Consider the following 17,784-nt stretch of genomic DNA (forward strand, 5'->3'; position numbering starts at 1 on the left):
TATAGTTTTTTAGCTTTATGAATACCCCCTTTAATCAAAATCTAGGTATTATTCCATTATAAATATAAGTTTTAAGGTATTTTATCAATGGAAATGATTTTAAATGAATATGATATGGTTGTAGGTGCTAAATTTGAAAATGGTACAATACAAGATTATGTAGATGAGGCACAAACTTACGGTTTAATTAGATATGAAGATACAAGTGCTAATTGGTTTTTATATAACGATTTAGATTCTCCTGAAGATATTAAAGAGTTATATGCAAAAGTTTTAAAACAAGAACATCATATAAAAGATGAACATGGTGAAGAGATGGTTATTTTCAATAAAGAAGGTAAAGTTTCTTATGAAAAGTTAGTTGATACAATTGATTCATACTTAGATGATGAATTAGCAAGTGTATATTAAAAAGGATACGTTATAAAAAAGTTTTTAGAGTTTAACTTTAATAAAGCAATTAATGCTGCTATTGAACAAAAAGGTTATGATACTCCAACAAAAGTTCAAAGAAAAGTTGTTCCTATTATAAAAAAAGGTATAGATACTATTGCTGCATCTAAATCTGGAACAGGAAAAACAGCTGCTTATGTTTTACCAATGTTAGACAAAGTAAATTCAAATCTAAACTTTAATAATAGAGTTTTAAGAGGTTTAGTTTTAGTTCCAACAAGAGAGCTTGTAGAGCAAGTTTCTAAATCTTTAAATGATTATGGTAAGTTTTTAAAAGTAAAACATACAAAAATCATGGGTGGTACAAGTAAAGCAAAACAAGAGCAAATTATCAATGGTGGTATTGATATTATTGTTGCAACACCTGGAAGATTAAAAGATTTAGTTGAAAGTGAAATTTTAGATTTAAGTAGTGTTAATTATTTAGTTTTAGATGAAGCTGATACTATGCTTGAAATGGGATTCTTAGAAGAGATTGAAGAAATCTTCTCATACTGTTCTCCATATAAACAAATAGTTATGTGTTCTGCAACTATCTCTCAAAATATTAGAAAGCTAGCAAAAGAATTTATGAAAGAACCTGTAACTGTACAAGTTCATGATAGAAGAGATACTGTTAGTTTAATTGAGCATAGAGCTTTTAAAGTTGATGTAAAAAAGAAAAAAGAGTTAATTACAAGATTAATCAAAGATTCAAAATATGAACAAGTACTTTTATTTGTAAATAAAAAAGATGCTGCAAATGCTGCTTTAGAGCATTTTAATGCACATGGTGTAAAAGCTGCTGCTTTACATGGAGAAATAGAGTATAAACAAAGAGTTCAAGCAATAAAAGATTTTAAAAATAAAAAAATCAAAGTTCTTATTGCAACTGATATTGCAGGACGTGGACTTGATGTTGAGAAACTTCCATTAGTAATCAATTACAATCTTCCAGAAACAACAGATGATTTTACACATAGAGTAGGAAGAACTGGTAGAGCTGGAAATAAAGGTGAAGTTATTACAATTTTAACAGTAGAGGATTATAATCACTTTACAAAGATAGAAAGAGATTTAAGACTAAATGTTAAAAGAGAAATACATGAAGACTTCCCTTTAAAAGATAGACAACCTAGACAAAAAGTTCAAAAAAAGAAAAAACTTAGTGAGAAAAAAAGAAGAAAAACTCCTTCTAAAGAGCCTAAAAAAACAGGTGCAAAATCTAAGAAAACTACAAAAAGAGACGCTAACAGAAGCTTCAGAAGATAATAGTTTAGGAAAACCTAAACTATTATGTATTATTGAATAATTCCTAATTTATTTAATAGTAAAACTACAATTGCAAATGGAACAATATATCTAATTAAGAAGTACCAAATATTAAATACAGCTAATGGCACATGCTGAGTAAACTTATCTTTAAGTGTTTGTTTATCAACAAAGTATCCTAAGAATACAGAAGTTAAAATAGCTGCAATTGGCATCATCACAGATGAAGTCATGAAGTCCATTAAATCAAATGCATTTTTTCCAAAGAAAGTTAATTCTGCACCAAAAGATTTACTCATTGAAAGTAGGGCAACAATACCTAAGATATAGAATGTTGTTCCTGAAATAATAGTAGCTTTTGCTCTTGTGATATTAAATCTTTCAATAAAGAATCTAAGTGATGGCTCAATCATAGATACAGCTGAAGTAATACCTGCAAAAATTAATGCAATAAAGAATGAAATTGCAATAACTTGACCTAATACTCCCCATCCTGAGAAGATAACTGGTAAAGAAATAAATACTAATCCTGGACCTGCTGCACTTGGAGCACCAGCTTCAAAAAGAAAAGAGAAAATGATTAAACCAGCAATAATTGCAATTGAAGTATCAACAAGTGCAACTGAGATAGAAGTTTTAACAAAGTTTGTCTTCTTTGATAAAGAAGCAGAATAAGTTAAGATTGTACCAACACCTAAAGATAGTGTAAAGAATGCTTGTCCTAAAGCTGCTAAAAGTGCATCACCATTAATCTTACTCCAATCAGGAGAGAACATAAATGAAATAGCTTGAGAGAATGAATCTAATGTTAAAGCATAAATTAAAAGACCAAATAGAATAAGTCCTAATAAAGGCATTAGAATTAAGTTTATCTTTTCAATACCTTCTTTAATACCCTTTAAAACAATAAAGATTACAGAACCTGCAATTAAAGTGTGATATAGAATTAACGAGCCAATATCATTTGAAATTAGTTTTTCAAAGGCAGCACCTGCAACTTTTGCTTCTGTTGGTAAGCCAGAGAAAGACGTAAATACATAGTTTAAAATCCATCCTAGAACAACTGAATAAAATGAAAGGATAATTAAACCTGTAAAAACCATAAAACCTGCAAACTTCCAGTTTTTGTTTTTTGATTTTGATAAAGTTACAAATGAAGTAGAAACATCAGACTGTCCATTTTGTCCAATTACTGTTTCTGCAATAAATACTGTAAGACCAATGAATAAGATAGCAAGTAGGTATACAATAACAAATGCACCACCACCATATTCACCTGTAACATATGGAAATTTCCATATGTTTCCTAATCCAACAGCTGACCCTGCAGCTGCTAGAATAAAACCAATCCTAGAAAATCGTGTCACTATAATCCTTGTGTAAGAAAATTTGTTATAATTATAGTGAATTAAGATGAAATTATTATGAAACTTTTATATAATTTATATACTAACCTAAAACTTTTTCTAAAGTATATTTTAAATCTTCGTCTAAATCCATATTAGATTTCATCCAGTTTAAGTATCCTGGGTCTTCTTGAGCTACTTTTGCAATCTCTTTATTTTTGTATTTTCCAAATTTAAAAGATTTTATAAACACAGGAGTTTTCGTTAAATCTACTAGTTTTTCCATTGGGTTGTAGTCTGGATAGATTTCTCTACATTTTCCTACTAGTTTAGTTAGGAATAGTTTCATAACTAAAACATCTCCAATTGCATCGTGAGCTTTGATTGTGATATTGTGTTTATCAGCTTCTGCTTCTTCTACTTTATATAGTTCAAGGGCATATCTTAAATATTGTAATCTATGATAAGGCATATCTGGGAATAGATGTTTAGCACATCTTAAAGTATCAATGATTTGATAACTATTAATAAATCCTTCTTTTTCTATCATTCCCATATCGAAAGCAATATTGTGGGCAATTAAAAAGTTTTCATTACTATTTAACTCTTCTAATCTTTTATAAAAAGTAGTTTCAGTAGCTTTTGGTTTTCCTTCAATTAAATCAGGAGTGATATTATGAACTTCCATTGCTTCAATTTTAATTTCAACATCTGAATAACAAAACTCATCATATGCTTCAATTTTACCTTTTTGGTCAACAATCATTGCTCCAAATTGGATTACTCTATCTTCTTCTTGGTTTCCTGTTGTTTCTGTATCAAATAGTACGTAGTGTGGCATTGTATTCCTTTAAATTGGTTCCCAATCTAAAGGGAACCGTTTTTCATGTAAAGTTGTATAAATTATTATTGATTTAGATAATAAGCATACCATCACCATAAGAGTAAAATCTATATTTCTCTTTGATGGCTTCTTCATATATTTCTAGTGTTTTTTCTAAACCAACGAATGATGCAATAAGCATAATTAATGTTGACTTAGGAAGGTGGAAATTAGTAAGTAAATGATCAACTTTTATAGGCGTATTAGCCGGATTTAAAAATAAATCACATTCCCCTTGTATTTTATTTGTTCTTGCATAATACTCAACTGTTCTTGTAACAGTTGTTCCTACAGCTAAAACCTTTTGTGCTTCATCTAAAGATTTTTTAGCATCAATTCCTATTTCAAAGTATTCACTATGCATAGGGTGAGATAAAATATCTTCACTATCAACTGGTTTAAATGTACCAGCCCCAACATGAAGTGTTAGATAGTTTACATCATATTTATTATTAATTTTTTCTAATAGTTCTTCTGTAAAGTGTAAAGAAGCTGTTGGAGCTGCAACAGCACCATAGTTTTTAGCAAATAGAGTTTGATAATCTTTATTATCTTTTTTTTCATCTTCTCTATTCATATAAGGAGGAAGAGGTAAATGACCTATTTCATTTAAAATTTCAACTAGTGTTAAAAAGTCAAGTTTTTTATCATCTTTTATAAAGTTTACAACTCTACTTCCATCATCATTTACTTCTAAAACTTCTGCTTGTAAGTTCATAGGGAAAAATAGTTTTGTTCCTACTTTAACTTTACCTCTAATCATTACTAAATATCTATCCATAAAAAGAGGTTTATTAAATAGTAGTTCAATTTTTCCACCTGACTCTTTTTCTCCAAAGATTCTTGCTTTTATAACTTTAGTATCATTTAAAAATACAGATAAGTTATCAGGAAGTACATCCATTAAAGACTTAAAAGTTGTATGAGTTATCGTGTCAGTTTCTCTATTATAAACTAAAAGTTTTGCACTGTCTGCTGGGTAAACTGGCTTCGTAGCTATGAGTTCTTTTGGTAAATCATAATCATAGCTAGAAGTTTTAAGTGGGTCTAAATTACTCTTCATCATCTTCATCTATTGGTTGGTGTGGATTAAATATTTTTGCAATATATATTGAAACAATATAAAGGAAAATAAGTGGTCCAGCCATTAAGAACTGTGTAATAACATCTGGAGGAGTTAAAAGTGATGCAAAGATAAAAATTATTACTACTGCATATTTAAAGAAGTCTTTTAATGCTTTGTCATCAACAAGTCCAATTTTTGCTAGGAAAAATGTAATTACAGGTAATTCAAATGCAACTCCAAAACCAAATAATAGTTTTGTAAAGAATCCAACATATTTACCAATACTTGGTAATACTGTAACAACAGCGGAACCAAAGTTAATAAGGAATTCAAAACCAAAAGGTACAACCACATAATATGCAAATGATGAACCTATTAAGAACATTAATGTTGCAAAAAATACAAAAGGAATAACTAGTTTTTTCTCATGCTCATAAAGACCAGGAGCTAAAAATAGCCACATTTGCCAAAAAATTACAGGTAATGAAACAATAAAACCTGCAAAAAATGCTACTTTAAGTGCTGTGAAGAATGTTTCTTGAATCTCTACTGCTACCATTTGAGAGTTTGGTGGAAGTACAGCTTCAACTGGAACCATCATCCATCCAAGGATTGGTTCATAAAAAAAGAAACAAGCAAAAAATGCAATACCAAGGGATAGTGCAGATACCATTAACCTTTTTCTAAGGTCAGCTATATGGGGCTTTAAATCATCAAGCATTATTTTTCTTCCTTAATTTCTTCGTCAAAATTTACTTTAAATTTATCACTATTTTCTTTTTTCTTTTTTTTCTTTGGCTCTTTTAACGAAACTTGTTCTTTAACTTCATCTTCTTTAGCCTCTTTTTTAGAATCTTCTTTTACTTTAGAAGGTTCATTATCATCACTTAAGATATTGTCTAAATCTAAATTCATATTTTCTTTTACATTTAGAGTATTTTTAGCGTCTTCAATTTGAGCTTTATATTTAGCAGCTTCTTCTTTCATTTCATTAATATTTAATTCATTGTCAAGTGTAGATTTAGCATCTTCAATACCTGATTTAAATTTTTTAATAAACTTAGCTATTTCTACCATTGCAGTTGGTAGCTTATCGGGACCTAGAGCGATAATTGCAACTACGGCAATTAAAAATATTTCCATAAAACCCATTCCAAACATTTCGATACTCCATTATCTATTTAAAGGTGAAGATTTTACCTTATTTTTGATAAAATCTCTCTATTATTGATAAGAAATGATAAGGAAAATTTATGAAATTAATTTTTTTACTATTTGTAGGAATAGTACTATATTTTATTGCAAAAAATTACAAGACAGAGAAGTTTGAAAATATTAAGCTAAATGTCAAAGAGAAATTTACTGGTGATTTAATGAATCACGAAGCAGGGCTTTTAGTTGCATTGATGGCAAAAGTTGCAAAAGCTGATGGTGAAGTTTGTGAACTTGAAAAAGAGATGTTAAAGCATACTTTTAATGATATCTCAAGACATTTTGAAAATCAAGATGAGATAAAAGTAAAGTTACAAGAGATATATACTAAAGAGCAAGAAAGCTTTGATAATACTATTGAAATTTGCGAAAAACTATATAAAATAACAAAAAATCACTACCAAAAGAGAGTTAAGATTATAGAATATCTATTAAATTTAGCATTTATAGATAAAGACTTTTCTCAAACTGAGTTTATGATTGCAGAAGATATTGCAAATGCCTTAAAGATTAAACGAGCAGATTTTGAAAATCTAGTTAATACATTTGAAAACTTCTATAAACAACAAAAAGAGAGTCAAGCTATCTCTATAGATAAAGCATATGCAGTTTTAGGTTCATCAGAAGAGGATGATAATAATACTTTAAAGAAAAACTATAGAAAACTTGTAAAAGAACATCACCCAGATATTGTAGCTGGAAGAGGTGAAAGTCAAAGTATTATTGATGAAGCAACAAGAAAACTTCAAGAGATAAATGAAGCATATGAAATGATAAAAAAACATAGAGGTATATAAGTGTTAAAAGATTTTGATTTAGATTATGAAGTTTGTAATTGTTTGAAAGTCTCTATAAATGATATTAAAAACTCAATTGAAAATAAAAATGTAAAATCATTAAGGGATTTACAAGAAGTTACAAAAGCAGGGACAGAGTGTAGACACTGTGTTTTCCCTGAAGGTGACTTTGGAAAAATCAAAAAGAAAATTTATTGTAAAACTGTATTAAATGAGGTATTAAATGGCTAAAAGTTTTCCACACTCTTTTGAAGTATGTAAATGTAAACATGTTACTTTAGGAGAAGTAATTCATTCAATAAAAGAAAGAGATGCTAAAAGTATAGATGAAATAGGTAACTTAACAGATGCAGGTACATGTTGTAAATGTTGTCAAAGTAGCGAAAAAGACTTTGGAACTGAAAAGATGGAATTATATTTAGAAGAAATAGTAAATAAGTTTATAAAATAATGACAGTAGAAATAACAAAAGAAGAACTAATAAAAGATATTAAACTATTAATATCTACAGATGATGATGACAAAGTTGATATCAATCCTAACTTTTTAGAGTACTTTCAAATAGAAGAACTAGTCTCTATGAAAGAGCAACTAATTAAAAGAAAAAATAACATAAGAGAAGACACATTTGATTATTTAGATGAAATTTATGAAAAAACAAAGGAAGATAATATATAATAATTATTATCAAAGGATTAAAGTTGATTGATTGGAATAATATAAAAAAACAATTACAGGAGTTCTTAAAAAAAGAACTTGCTAAAACTGGATTAAATAGAGTTACTGTAGGACTTTCAGGTGGTTTAGATTCTGCTGTAGTTGCGGTACTTTGTAAAGAGACTTTCGGTGATAATATGAGTTGTGTTTTAATGCCTTCTCAATTTTCATCAAAAGAGAGTGTTGATGATGCTGTAGAACTTTGCGAAAAATTTAATATAAAATATGAAATAAAATCTATAGCTCCTATGGTAGAAGCATATATCCAAAATATGGATGAAGACAAGCTTAGAATAGGTAACTTTAGTGCAAGAATGAGAATGTCTGTTTTATATGATACTTCATCAAGGGACAAATCTATTGTAGTAGGAACATCAAATAAAAGTGAACTTTTACTTGGGTATGGAACTATTTTTGGTGATATTGCTTGTGCAATAAATCCAATTGGGGAAATGTACAAAAGTGATGAATTTGAGTTTGCAAAATTTCTTGGTGTAACAGATGCTATTATCAATAAAAAGCCTAGTGCAGACCTTTGGGAAGGTCAAAGTGATGAAGAGGAGCTTGGTTACTCTTATGCACAAATGGATGAAGTACTTAAACTTTTAGTTGATGAAAATAAAACAAAAGAAGAATTACTTACTTTAGATTATGATGAAAAATTAATTGATTTATTAAACTATAGAATTAAAGCAAATGCATTTAAGGGTAAATTACCTGTAATAGCAAAAATTAAATGGAGTTAACAATGAGAGATATACCTTTTTACCAAACATCGATTGCTGAGGAAGAGTTAGACCAAGTTAAGGCTGTATTAGCACAAGATAAAGATACTAACAAAGTACTTGAGTTAGAAGATAATATTTCTAACTTTGTTGGTGCTAAGTATGCTGTTGCAACTTGTAATGCTACATCAGCTATTCATTTAGCTCTTAGTGCTATAAAGCTAAAAAGAGGTGATAAAATTTTAATGTCTGTTAACTCTTTTGTTAATGTACCTGAAGTTGTAAGACACTTTGATGCAGAGCCTATTTTTATTGATATTAATACAGAAGATATGAATATTGATGTAAATAAGTTTGAAAAAGCACTTGCTGAAAATAAAACTAAAAAACTAAGAGGTGCAATTATCACTTTTGTTGCAGGTCAAACTCCTGATTTAGATAGAATTTATGATATTGCCCAAGAATATGGAATTATTCTTATTGAAGATGCAACATGTGCTTTAGGTGTAACATATAATGATGAAACAGTTGGAAGCTTAAGAGCTGATATGACAATCTTCTCTACAAACCCATCTAATGGTAAGTATTCAGAGAGTAGATCTGGTATGATTGTTACAAACAATGAAGAAATAGCAGAAAGAGCTAGACTTCTAAGAACTCACGCAATTACTACTACATATGATGATTTTGGAAACCTTGATTATATTTATGATGTAGTTGATATTGGACATAAATATGATATCTCTGAGTTAGATGCAGCTTTCTCTTTAGCTCAATTAAAAAAGACAAATAAGTTTATTAAAAGAAGAAAAGAGATTGCAAAAATCTATAAAGATAGACTTTCTGATATTAAACATGTAACTATTCCTCAACATAAAGATGAGCATATCTTTACTCAATTTATTATCAAAATTTCAAGAAACAGAGATGCCTTTGCAAGAGCATTAAAAGAAAGAGGTGTAGCAACTGGACTAAACTATATTCCTTTACATCTTTTATCTTATTATAAAAATAAGTACTCTATTAAGATTACTGCATTTAGTTCGGCATTAACATCTTATCAACAAATTTTATCTATTCCTATGTATCCAGGTTTAACTGATGATGAAGTTAATTATATTTGTGATCAAATTATTGAGATTGCATCTGAGTGGATTTAATTTTTGAGACAAAAAATATTCCTATGGGTTGAAGATTATCTCTTCTTCCCAAATACCTTTCAACAAATAATATCTTTCTTTCTTCTACCATTTACATTTCTTTATATGTTAATTATTGCAATAAAAAGAGCAAGTGCAAAAGTAATTGAGTTTGGTATTCCTGTTGTTTCTATTGGGAATATTATTGTTGGAGGAAGTGGAAAAACACCATTTACTATTTATTTAGCTAAAAAATATGCTAATGTTTGTGTTGTCTTAAGAGGTTTTGGGCGAGAGTCTAAAGGTCTTTATGTTGTAGCAAACAAAGGCAAAATTCTAGAAGATGTAAAAACTAGTGGTGATGAAGCAATGCTACTAGCAAATAGATTAAGTGATGCAACAGTAATTGTAAGTGAAGATAGAAAAGAAGCTATTTTAAAGGCTAAAGAGTTAGGTTGTAAAGTAGTTTTTTTAGATGATGGTTTTTCAAAATACGATATTAAAAAGTTTGATATTTTAATAAGACCTAAAGAGGAACCTACAAACTTGTTTTGTCTTCCAAGTGGTGGATATAGAGAACCTAAAATGGCTTACTCTTATGCTGATTTAGAATTACAAGAGGGTAGGGACTTTAAAAGGGTTGTTTCTTTCTCAAAAGATGGTAAATATGTTGATATTTTACCTATGAAACTACTTTTGTTAACTGCTATTTCTAAACCAAAAAGACTTTTAGATTTTTTGCCAGAAAATACAGTTATGGAAGCATTTGAAGATCATCATACTTTTACTCAAGATGATATTGATAAAATAAAAGCTGACTATAAAGATTATTCAATAGTTACTACTGAAAAAGATTTTGTAAAACTACAAAAATTTGATTTAGATGATATCTATTTAATGAACTTAGAACTTCAACTTGAAGATGAAAATAAATTAGAAACTATTGATAAATATATAAATAGCTATAAGTAAAATTAGCTTGTATATTTAAGTAGTTCTTTTCTTAACTCTTTTTCATGCTCTTCTTCAACATAATCTTCTAAATAGTATTCAAAAGCACACTCTTTTGCTTTTAATATAATATCTTCATCATCAGGAGATAGTTTTATAGCCTTTAAGTAGTATTTGTAAGCATAAGCACGATTTTCGTCACTTAGATATAAGTTTGCTATTTTTAAAGCAGTGCTTGAAGTTTTATGTAGTTTAAAAGACTTCTTATAATTTTTATAAGCTTCATCTCTTAATTTATAATCTCCAGTTTTTAAATATTTTTTAGCAAGTTTCTTATAAAGCTTACTATTATTTGGGTCTTCTTTTATCTCTATTTTTAACTGAATTATTTTTTCTAAAAGCTTCTCTTGTTTATTCATTTTCTCATCCAAATACTATTTAATAACTATTCTATAGATTAAATACTTTATTCTTATTTAAAGAAATAAATAATCAAGACTATTATGCTTTTGAGATATTTTGTATTTGTTCTTTTATTGCAGATATTTTTTGATTTAGCTCTACTATTTTTTCATTTATTTGATTTGCTTCATGGTCATTGTCTGTAAAATTTAACTTTTTCATTAGTGATGCAACTTCACTCTCATACTCTCTTAGTTTTTTATATAGTTTTTGAAGTTGAGCCGCAGGATTATTTGCTGCTTTGTAAGCTTTTTGTTTTGCATCTTCTGATATATCAAGGAGGACACCTTCCTCTTTATTTGTATAGTTAGATTTATTTTCTTCTTTATTTTTTGCAATTGTTTTTTCAAAGAGTTCTTTTCTTATCTCTAATCTTTTTTCTTTGTTTTTCTTTTGTAATTCGTCTAAGTAGCTATTTTTAGCAGTATATGAAATTTTCATGTTAAGTCTTTAAATATAATATAAAAATGTATAATAATATTTAAATGATTAAAAAGGTTTGAAATATAGAATTTAAATTAACAACTAAGGAGAGGATTCCTTAGTTATTTTATGATGTGTCCTACAAATTTAGACATATTGTTTAGAATTTTTTCACCTCTTCTAAAACCTAGTCCAGATGCTTCATATGCATAGAATACTCCTGCTTGATAGTAGTTTCCTTCTGCATCAGTAGGAAGTTCAACAAACTCTTGATAAATAGCTTTATGACCTTCGTACTCACCATCAGTTTCTACATCAATAGAACCATCTTCATTTATGATTTTTGTATTAGCGCCTTCTCTTCCAAAACATCTTTTTTCAACTTGCTTTTTATTTTCTAAAGGCTCAAAAGATGTTTCAAGTAATAAAGGATGCTCAGGATATAAATCCCAAAGTATTTTCATAAACCCTTTTGATTGGAACATTAAAGTATATGCAGGATTAAAGATAATTGCTTTTTTCTCTTTTATAATTTCAGTTAAAAGTAAAGCTAGTTCACTTTCGTCAATAGCAATATCTTCCCATGGGATAAGTTTAAACCAGAATTCAAAGTTTTCCTCTTCTTTAAAGATACCATCATCACTAAAGTTAACTTTATCAATAAATTCAAAGTCTGTATTAAACCCTGCTTCATTTGCTAAATGTTGTAGTAGTTTTGTTGTATGTTCATCTTCTGGTAATCCAGAAACAGATGAAAATAAAATTTTCCATCCAAGTTTAGAGTAATACTCATCAAACTTTTCAATATCACTATCTAAAGTAATGATTCTTTTAAAGTTATCTTTTAATGCATCATATAGATTATTAAATTGGCTAGCTTCATCAAGGTTATTTGCTTTTAGCTGTGCCCATTGAATAATAGCAGTTTCAAATAATGAAGTTGGAGTATCCGCATTAAACTCAATTAGTTTGATTGGCTTTCCATCGATTCCACCTGCTAAGTCAAATCTTGAATATAAGTGCCAATGAACATCACTTTCCCATGACTCTTTAATCATCTCAACAAGGTTAAAAGGAATATTTAGTTCATGGAATAAATCATTTTCAATTACATATTCACCAGCTTCACAAAACATATCATAAAGCTCATTCGTGGCTTCATAATAAGCAGTTGCTTCTTCTTCTGAAATCTCAACTATTTCATTTGCTATATATGAAGTATTATCTTCATCGGTATGCCATACAAAGCCAATTGATTCTAAATATTCACTTGTTAAAGGTTCTAGTTTTTGTAGTTTCATTGTTATCCACCAAACGATTTAGTAGAACCAAATGAACTTTTAGAACTACTTGAAGAAGATTTGCTTCCAAAGAAACCACTTTTCTTTGAAGAACTAGCTGTAGATTTTGAAGTATTTTTAAATGAATTTTGTGATCTACTATATGTTTGCGGAGATTTGTATTGAGCTTTTCTTTGGTTTTGATAGTTTTGATTATTAAATAGTTTATTCCCTAACCATGAACCAATCATTGCCCCAGCAATTGAAGAAAGTAAAACTCCTCCAAGTCCCATTCCACCATTTGACATTTCAGGGTTTGTTAAAGGTGATGTTCCTGCATCGATTTTTGCTTCTTCTTGTTTTACTAAGGCATCAATTTCTGCTTGAGAAAGAATTCTTTCACTACCATCTGGTTTTCTTAATACAATTGTAGTTTTTGATGATGGAAATTCATCAGCAATAGCATATTTCCCATCTGCTGATTCTTCAATGATTACAAAGGCACCTTGTTTTTGTGAAGCATTTGTAAAAGCATCATTTTGACCTTGTTGTTGGTTATTATTAGAACCTGAATCAAAGCAACCAGTAAGTCCAGTAGCTAAAAAAGCTCCTAATCCACCAACAAGTGCGTAGTTAGATAGTTTTTTAATATGATTTTTTCTTTTTTCCAAGTTTAAGTCCTTTTATAAATATGTTTATAGTAATAAAAATTTGATTATGGTACTAAAATTATGCTATATCTTTAATGAGTTGAACTTTTATCTATCAATATTTGTTAATAAATACTTATAAATAATTTTTTCTTCTTTCTTTTAAAATTAAAAATATCAGAAAATTTATTTTAAAAATATAATTATAAAACTAATTGTAACTTTTGTAAGCAATGAATAAAAAATATACAGGTGTTTATTTTTAATTTAGCTTTTATTTAGGTCTTTATGCTATCTTATAGATAGTTAATACTTTGAAAATCAAAATAATATTTTTATTTAAAAAAGTTAAAAAATATATTACATATCTAATTATTCAACATAAACTATACTTATATAAAATTTATAAATATTACATCAATAATTTCTTACAAAATGTAATATTCATCAATTTTATATGTAAGAAAATCAATTTATAAAGGATATATGTGCCATACGTAAAAGAAGTTTTTAATTATTTAAAAAGAACAAGTCCCTCTCAATCAGAGTTTTATCAAGCAGCAGAAGAGGTTCTAGAGTCACTTAGACCTTTAATGCAAAAACACCCAGAATACAGAGATCACAAAATTATTGAAAGAATAGTTGAACCTGAAAGACAAATTCTTTTCAGAGTAAACTGGGTTGATGACCATGGTGAAATTCAAGTAAACAAAGGTTTTAGAATAGAGTTTAACTCTGCATTAGGACCATATAAAGGTGGGATAAGATTTCATCCAAGCGTTAATGCAGGGGTAATTAAGTTCTTAGGTTTTGAACAAATTTTTAAAAATGCTCTTACTGGACTACAAATTGGTGGTGGAAAAGGGGGAAGTGATTTTGACCCTAAAGGAAAATCTGATAATGAAATCATGAGATTCTGCCAAGCCTTTATGACTGAACTTTATAGACATATTGGACCAAATACTGATGTTCCAGCAGGTGATATTGGTGTTGGTGCTAGAGAAATTGGATATATGTTTGGTATGTATAAAAAACTAGTAAATAGATATGAGGGTGTATTTACTGGGAAGTCTTTAAACTGGGGTGGTTCTTTAGGAAGAACACAAGCAACAGGATATGGGTCTGTTTATTTTGCAAAATATATGCTTGAAGCTAGAAATGAAACTTTAGAAGGTAAGAAGTGTGTAGTTTCAGGAAGTGGAAATGTAGCAATTTATACAATTGAAAAACTTCACCATCTTGGTGCAATTCCTATTACATGTAGTGATTCAAAGGGAATGATTATTGATGAAGAGGGAATTGATTTAGAGCTTTTAAAAGAGTTAAAAGAAGTAAAAAGAGAAAGACTTACTGAGTATGTTAAGCATAGACCAAATGCTAAGTATATTCCAGTAGAAGAGTATGAAGCAGGAACAAATGGTGTTTACAGTGTACCTTGTTTTGCAGCTTTCCCTAGTGCAACTCAAAATGAACTAAATTTAAAAGATGCACAAAACTTACTTAAAAATGGTTGTGAATGTGTGAGTGAAGGAGCAAATATGCCTTCAACTCCAGAAGCAGTTGAATTATTTGTAGAGAAAAAAATCTCTTATGGTCCAGGAAAAGCTGCAAATGCTGGAGGAGTTGCAACAAGTCAACTTGAAATGGCACAAAATGCTTCAATGGTAAAATGGACTTTTGAAGAAGTTGATGCTAAACTATCACAAATAATGAAAGACATCTTTGATACAGCAACAGAAGCTGCATCTGAGTTTGGCGAGCCTACAAACTTAGTACTAGGTGCTAATATTGCAGGCTTTAAAAAAGTAGCAGATGCTATGATTGAACAAGGTTTAGTTTAATAGTTTATCTTATAGAAGGAGTTTTTTATGAAAGGTTTTGAAAATATTGTTGTAGGTTTAGATATCTCTAAACATAGTACTTATGTACTACAAAAAGCTTTTACTTTAGCAAAGGAGAATAGCTCAAAAGTTACTATTGTTCATGCTATTGATAAAGGTTGGTTTAGTGAGTTGTTTTCTGCTTCAAATTTTGAAGAGCTAAAAAGTCATGCAATAACAACTATTAAAGAGCAACTTAGTCATGTCGATACAAAAGAAGTTGAGTACGATATTTTAATTGACAAAGATAGTGGTTCTGAGCTTGTTGTTAAAACTGCAAAAGAGTTAAATGCATATTTAATCATAATTGGTGCAAATGAAAAAGACCATGATGAAGTTGCTGTTTTAGGTTCAACTGCCCATAAGATAGCTCAAAATGGTAGAGTACCAATGATTATTGTAAAAAACCCTTGTGAAGGTGATTATAAAAATATTGTTGCATTTACTGACTTATCAGAAACTTCTTTTAAGAGTTTAGTTTTTGCAAAAGAGCTATTAAATCAAGAGAGAATTAAAACTGTTTATACTTATAAACAAATGGGTGAAATAGCACTTAAATATTATAATGAAGATAAGAATAAGCAAAAAATCCAACAAGGTATTAAAGAGAAAGAAAATGCTAAATTTGGAAATTTCATTAAAGAGTATGATTTAAAAGATACTGAGATAGTTGAAAGTAATCTTGGTGTAAATAGTGGACTTGTAAACTATGTTAAATCAAATAATAATGATTTGGTAGTTTTAGGTTCAAATGGAGTTAGTAATCCTAACTCATTTGTATTTGGGTCTACAACTTCATTTTTAATGGAAAATCTAAAAAGTGATTTACTAATTTATGTACCTAAAAAATAAAGATAGAGTTTAACTCTATCTTTAAATAGTTATAGTCCCTTCAAGATATAAAACTGCTTCCCCTAAAATAGTCACACTTTTATCATCAACTATACATTTTAAATCGCCACCTCTTTTAGAAGCTTGGTAAGCGACTAATTCATTTTTATTTAGCTTTTCTGCCCATAAAGCAGCTGCCCCTGTGTGCATTGAACCAGTCACTGGGTCTTCAACTCCACCATTTGCTGGCCAAAAATATCTTGAGATAAAATCATACTTTTCTGATTTAGCTGTTATAGTTACATCTAAAGGGGCAAGTTTTTTTATCTCTTCTAGATTTACTTCTATGTTATAAATATCTTCTTCTTTTTCATAAATAGCAAAATAAGTTTGTTGGTTTACAAAAACTTCTTTAGGTTTAATTGATAAACCATTAATCAATTCATTAGGAATATCAGTAACAAGCTTTGGTTTTCTATTAGGAAATACCATTTTTATATAGCCATTATCTAATTGTGTTACATTCATATTTCCTACAGCAGCTGCTTTAAATGTAACTTCTTTTAAATTGGATTTACTAAATAAAATAAATGCAGTTGCTAAAGTAGCATGTCCGCAAAAATCAATTTCAGTAATAGGTGAGAACCATCTTATTTCATAAGTTGAATCTTCACTTTTTTTAGCAAATGCAGTCTCTGATAAGTTGTTTTCTATTGCAATCTCTTGCATAAGTTTTTCATCAATCCACTCTTCAAGAATAATTACAGCAGCAGAGTTTCCTTTAAATGTTTTATTTGTAAAAGCATCTACTTGATATATTTTTAGATTCATTATTGCCCTTTTAAACCTTTTCTCATAGCTTCAATAGTGTTTTCATCTGCTTTTGTATTTGTAAAGTATTCAAAGGCTAAAACACCTTGATAAAGGAGCATATCTTCCCCGTCTTTGATTTCACAATTATTTTCTTTCGCTAAGGCTAAAAAAGGTGTAATTTTTCCATATACACAATCAAATGCAAAAGAAGCTTTTTTAAGTATTGGTTCTAAAATTTCTTTATCACAAGGAAGGTATTCATCTTTTAATCCTGCACTTGTAGAGTTAACAACTAAATCATAGGTTTTAGGCTCAAAGTTATCCCAAGAGTATGAAGTGATGTTTTCATTTTTAAAAAACTCTAATTTTCCTTGGCTTCTATTTAAAACTGTTACATCAATACCTTTTTCTTGTAAGGCTAGGGCGATAGCTTTTGCTGTTCCTCCAGCTCCTAAAAGTAGTACATTTTTAACTTCTCCAAAAGACTCAATTGCTTTTAAAAAACCTGGTGCATCTGTATTGTATGCTATAACTTTTCCATTTTCATTTATGTATGTATTTACTGCATGAATTTTTTTTGCGATTCCTCTAACTTCATCGGCATTCTTAAAAGCAAACTCTTTATGGGGAACAGTTATATTTGCTCCTAAATAGTTCTCCTCTAAAAATACTTTTTTTATAGTATCTCCATCTTCAAGGTGATGTTTTTTATAGATACCATTAAAATTTAATTCTTCTAAACCTGCATTTTGCATTTGTGGTGATTTTGAATGCTCTACAGGGTTTCCAAAAATAGCAAATGTTTTTTTATTTTCACTCATAAATATCCTTTATTATGGGGATTTTAGCAAAAGTCCTATTAGAATAGATTAAAGTTTAATCTTCAAATAGTAAAATAGGCAAAT

At 28.9% G+C, this 17,784-nt stretch carries 22 protein-coding genes; 11 read left to right on the forward strand and 11 right to left on the reverse strand.

The features are described 5' to 3' along the window. Window positions 1-87: 87 nt before the first annotated feature. A complete protein-coding gene (locus tag CRV02_RS10730; protein ID WP_129085082.1) occupies window positions 88-411 on the forward strand; it encodes a hypothetical protein in 324 nt (107 codons plus the stop codon). A 60-nt stretch (window positions 412-471) separates the two neighbouring features. After that, complete coding sequence (locus tag CRV02_RS10735) at window positions 472-1,704, forward strand: DEAD/DEAH box helicase (RefSeq protein ID WP_258239294.1); 1,233 nt, start codon at window positions 472-474, stop codon at window positions 1,702-1,704. A gap of 29 nt (window positions 1,705-1,733) precedes the next feature. On the opposite strand, the gene CRV02_RS10740 is transcribed toward CRV02_RS10735, so the two are convergent. The 5 genes from CRV02_RS10740 to tatB all read right to left on the reverse strand — a co-directional run bounded on the left by CRV02_RS10740 (window position 1,734) and on the right by tatB (window position 6,160). Continuing rightward, the gene (locus CRV02_RS10740; RefSeq protein ID WP_129090337.1) at window positions 1,734-3,071 is read right to left on the reverse strand and encodes a sodium-dependent transporter; all 1,338 of its coding nucleotides are present in this window, start codon (window positions 3,069-3,071) and stop codon (window positions 1,734-1,736) included. An 82-nt stretch (window positions 3,072-3,153) separates the two neighbouring features. Next, complete coding sequence (locus CRV02_RS10745; protein WP_129090338.1) at window positions 3,154-3,891, reverse strand: 3'-5' exonuclease; 738 nt, start codon at window positions 3,889-3,891, stop codon at window positions 3,154-3,156. Between the two features lie 73 nt (window positions 3,892-3,964). Beyond that, window positions 3,965-4,999: a tRNA preQ1(34) S-adenosylmethionine ribosyltransferase-isomerase QueA gene (gene queA, locus CRV02_RS10750; RefSeq protein ID WP_129090339.1), complete on the reverse strand. Its 1,035-nt coding sequence runs from the start codon at window positions 4,997-4,999 to the stop codon at window positions 3,965-3,967. After that, entirely contained in the window at window positions 4,986-5,720 is a 735-nt protein-coding gene (gene tatC, locus CRV02_RS10755; RefSeq protein ID WP_129085077.1) for a twin-arginine translocase subunit TatC, read from the reverse strand. Before tatC ends, queA begins: the two co-directional genes overlap by 14 nt. Next, a complete protein-coding gene (gene tatB, locus CRV02_RS10760) occupies window positions 5,720-6,160 on the reverse strand; it encodes a Sec-independent protein translocase protein TatB (RefSeq protein ID WP_129085076.1) in 441 nt (146 codons plus the stop codon). Before tatB ends, tatC begins: the two co-directional genes overlap by 1 nt. Before the next feature lie 92 nt (window positions 6,161-6,252). Here tatB and CRV02_RS10765 point away from each other — a divergent pair, with 92 nt between their 5' ends. Genes CRV02_RS10765 through CRV02_RS10795 form a run of 7 tightly spaced genes read left to right on the forward strand, consistent with a single transcriptional unit; the run spans window position 6,253 to window position 10,561 of the window. Beyond that, the gene (locus tag CRV02_RS10765) at window positions 6,253-7,008 is read left to right on the forward strand and encodes a TerB family tellurite resistance protein (RefSeq protein WP_129090340.1); all 756 of its coding nucleotides are present in this window, start codon (window positions 6,253-6,255) and stop codon (window positions 7,006-7,008) included. Next, on the forward strand, window positions 7,009-7,239 hold the full coding sequence (locus tag CRV02_RS10770; protein WP_129090341.1) for a bacterioferritin-associated ferredoxin: 231 nt from the start codon (window positions 7,009-7,011) through the stop codon (window positions 7,237-7,239). It abuts the gene before it with no gap. Further along, on the forward strand, window positions 7,232-7,459 hold the full coding sequence (locus tag CRV02_RS10775; RefSeq protein ID WP_129085073.1) for a bacterioferritin-associated ferredoxin: 228 nt from the start codon (window positions 7,232-7,234) through the stop codon (window positions 7,457-7,459). Before CRV02_RS10770 ends, CRV02_RS10775 begins: the two co-directional genes overlap by 8 nt. Next, window positions 7,459-7,686, forward strand: coding sequence for a hypothetical protein (locus tag CRV02_RS10780; RefSeq protein ID WP_129090342.1), 228 nt, complete (start codon window positions 7,459-7,461; stop codon window positions 7,684-7,686). Before CRV02_RS10775 ends, CRV02_RS10780 begins: the two co-directional genes overlap by 1 nt. Window positions 7,687-7,709: 23 nt before the next feature. Continuing rightward, on the forward strand, window positions 7,710-8,471 hold the full coding sequence (locus CRV02_RS10785; RefSeq protein ID WP_129090343.1) for an NAD+ synthase: 762 nt from the start codon (window positions 7,710-7,712) through the stop codon (window positions 8,469-8,471). Between the two features lie 2 nt (window positions 8,472-8,473). Further along, the gene (locus CRV02_RS10790; protein ID WP_129090344.1) at window positions 8,474-9,610 is read left to right on the forward strand and encodes a DegT/DnrJ/EryC1/StrS aminotransferase family protein; all 1,137 of its coding nucleotides are present in this window, start codon (window positions 8,474-8,476) and stop codon (window positions 9,608-9,610) included. 3 nt (window positions 9,611-9,613) lie between these two features. Continuing rightward, a complete protein-coding gene (locus CRV02_RS10795) occupies window positions 9,614-10,561 on the forward strand; it encodes a tetraacyldisaccharide 4'-kinase (protein WP_129090345.1) in 948 nt (315 codons plus the stop codon). A 2-nt stretch (window positions 10,562-10,563) separates the two neighbouring features. Here the strand turns inward: CRV02_RS10795 and CRV02_RS10800 are convergent, their stop codons facing one another. The 4 genes from CRV02_RS10800 to CRV02_RS10815 all read right to left on the reverse strand — a co-directional run bounded on the left by CRV02_RS10800 (window position 10,564) and on the right by CRV02_RS10815 (window position 13,376). Then, complete coding sequence (locus tag CRV02_RS10800) at window positions 10,564-10,959, reverse strand: hypothetical protein (protein ID WP_129085068.1); 396 nt, start codon at window positions 10,957-10,959, stop codon at window positions 10,564-10,566. An 82-nt stretch (window positions 10,960-11,041) separates the two neighbouring features. After that, entirely contained in the window at window positions 11,042-11,443 is a 402-nt protein-coding gene (locus CRV02_RS10805) for a hypothetical protein (RefSeq protein ID WP_129090346.1), read from the reverse strand. 104 nt (window positions 11,444-11,547) lie between these two features. Then, window positions 11,548-12,726 (reverse strand): glutathionylspermidine synthase family protein, encoded by a 1,179-nt coding sequence (locus CRV02_RS10810; protein ID WP_129090347.1) that lies wholly within the window; start codon window positions 12,724-12,726, stop codon window positions 11,548-11,550. Between the two features lie 2 nt (window positions 12,727-12,728). After that, window positions 12,729-13,376 carry a UPF0323 family lipoprotein gene (locus CRV02_RS10815; protein WP_129090348.1) on the reverse strand — a complete coding sequence of 216 codons (648 nt, stop codon included), beginning with the start codon at window positions 13,374-13,376 and terminating at the stop codon, window positions 12,729-12,731. 467 nt (window positions 13,377-13,843) lie between these two features. On the opposite strand from CRV02_RS10815, the gene gdhA reads away from it, so the two are divergent. Both gdhA and CRV02_RS10825 read left to right on the forward strand, forming a co-directional pair. Continuing rightward, the gene (gene gdhA / locus CRV02_RS10820) at window positions 13,844-15,196 is read left to right on the forward strand and encodes an NADP-specific glutamate dehydrogenase (protein WP_129090349.1); all 1,353 of its coding nucleotides are present in this window, start codon (window positions 13,844-13,846) and stop codon (window positions 15,194-15,196) included. Between the two features lie 27 nt (window positions 15,197-15,223). Beyond that, window positions 15,224-16,087: a universal stress protein gene (locus tag CRV02_RS10825; protein WP_129085063.1), complete on the forward strand. Its 864-nt coding sequence runs from the start codon at window positions 15,224-15,226 to the stop codon at window positions 16,085-16,087. A gap of 21 nt (window positions 16,088-16,108) precedes the next feature. On the opposite strand, the gene CRV02_RS10830 is transcribed toward CRV02_RS10825, so the two are convergent. Both CRV02_RS10830 and CRV02_RS10835 read right to left on the reverse strand, forming a co-directional pair. After that, complete coding sequence (locus tag CRV02_RS10830) at window positions 16,109-16,897, reverse strand: PhzF family phenazine biosynthesis protein (protein ID WP_129090350.1); 789 nt, start codon at window positions 16,895-16,897, stop codon at window positions 16,109-16,111. Continuing rightward, complete coding sequence (locus CRV02_RS10835) at window positions 16,897-17,700, reverse strand: shikimate dehydrogenase (RefSeq protein ID WP_129090351.1); 804 nt, start codon at window positions 17,698-17,700, stop codon at window positions 16,897-16,899. The genes CRV02_RS10830 and CRV02_RS10835 overlap by 1 nt, the downstream gene beginning before the upstream one ends. Window positions 17,701-17,784: the final 84 nt, after the last annotated feature.

The sequence above is a fragment of the Arcobacter sp. CECT 8989 genome, assembly GCF_004116715.1.
Taxonomy (GTDB): domain Bacteria; phylum Campylobacterota; class Campylobacteria; order Campylobacterales; family Arcobacteraceae; genus Halarcobacter.

Coding starts and splice junctions, on each gene's coding strand:
- CRV02_RS10775 (WP_129085073.1), top strand. CDS start 7,232: ATGGCTAAAAGTTTTCCACACTCTTTTGAAGTATGTAAATGTAAACAT.
- CRV02_RS10805 (WP_129090346.1), bottom strand. CDS start 11,443: ATGAAAATTTCATATACTGCTAAAAATAGCTACTTAGACGAATTACAA.
- CRV02_RS10830 (WP_129090350.1), bottom strand. CDS start 16,897: ATGAATCTAAAAATATATCAAGTAGATGCTTTTACAAATAAAACATTT.
- CRV02_RS10730 (WP_129085082.1), top strand. CDS start 88: ATGGAAATGATTTTAAATGAATATGATATGGTTGTAGGTGCTAAATTT.
- CRV02_RS10765 (WP_129090340.1), top strand. CDS start 6,253: ATGAAATTAATTTTTTTACTATTTGTAGGAATAGTACTATATTTTATT.
- CRV02_RS10810 (WP_129090347.1), bottom strand. CDS start 12,726: ATGAAACTACAAAAACTAGAACCTTTAACAAGTGAATATTTAGAATCA.
- tatC (WP_129085077.1), bottom strand. CDS start 5,720: ATGCTTGATGATTTAAAGCCCCATATAGCTGACCTTAGAAAAAGGTTA.
- CRV02_RS10835 (WP_129090351.1), bottom strand. CDS start 17,700: ATGAGTGAAAATAAAAAAACATTTGCTATTTTTGGAAACCCTGTAGAG.
- CRV02_RS10745 (WP_129090338.1), bottom strand. CDS start 3,891: ATGCCACACTACGTACTATTTGATACAGAAACAACAGGAAACCAAGAA.
- CRV02_RS10800 (WP_129085068.1), bottom strand. CDS start 10,959: ATGAATAAACAAGAGAAGCTTTTAGAAAAAATAATTCAGTTAAAAATA.
- CRV02_RS10825 (WP_129085063.1), top strand. CDS start 15,224: ATGAAAGGTTTTGAAAATATTGTTGTAGGTTTAGATATCTCTAAACAT.
- queA (WP_129090339.1), bottom strand. CDS start 4,999: ATGATGAAGAGTAATTTAGACCCACTTAAAACTTCTAGCTATGATTAT.
- CRV02_RS10780 (WP_129090342.1), top strand. CDS start 7,459: ATGACAGTAGAAATAACAAAAGAAGAACTAATAAAAGATATTAAACTA.
- tatB (WP_129085076.1), bottom strand. CDS start 6,160: ATGTTTGGAATGGGTTTTATGGAAATATTTTTAATTGCCGTAGTTGCA.
- CRV02_RS10790 (WP_129090344.1), top strand. CDS start 8,474: ATGAGAGATATACCTTTTTACCAAACATCGATTGCTGAGGAAGAGTTA.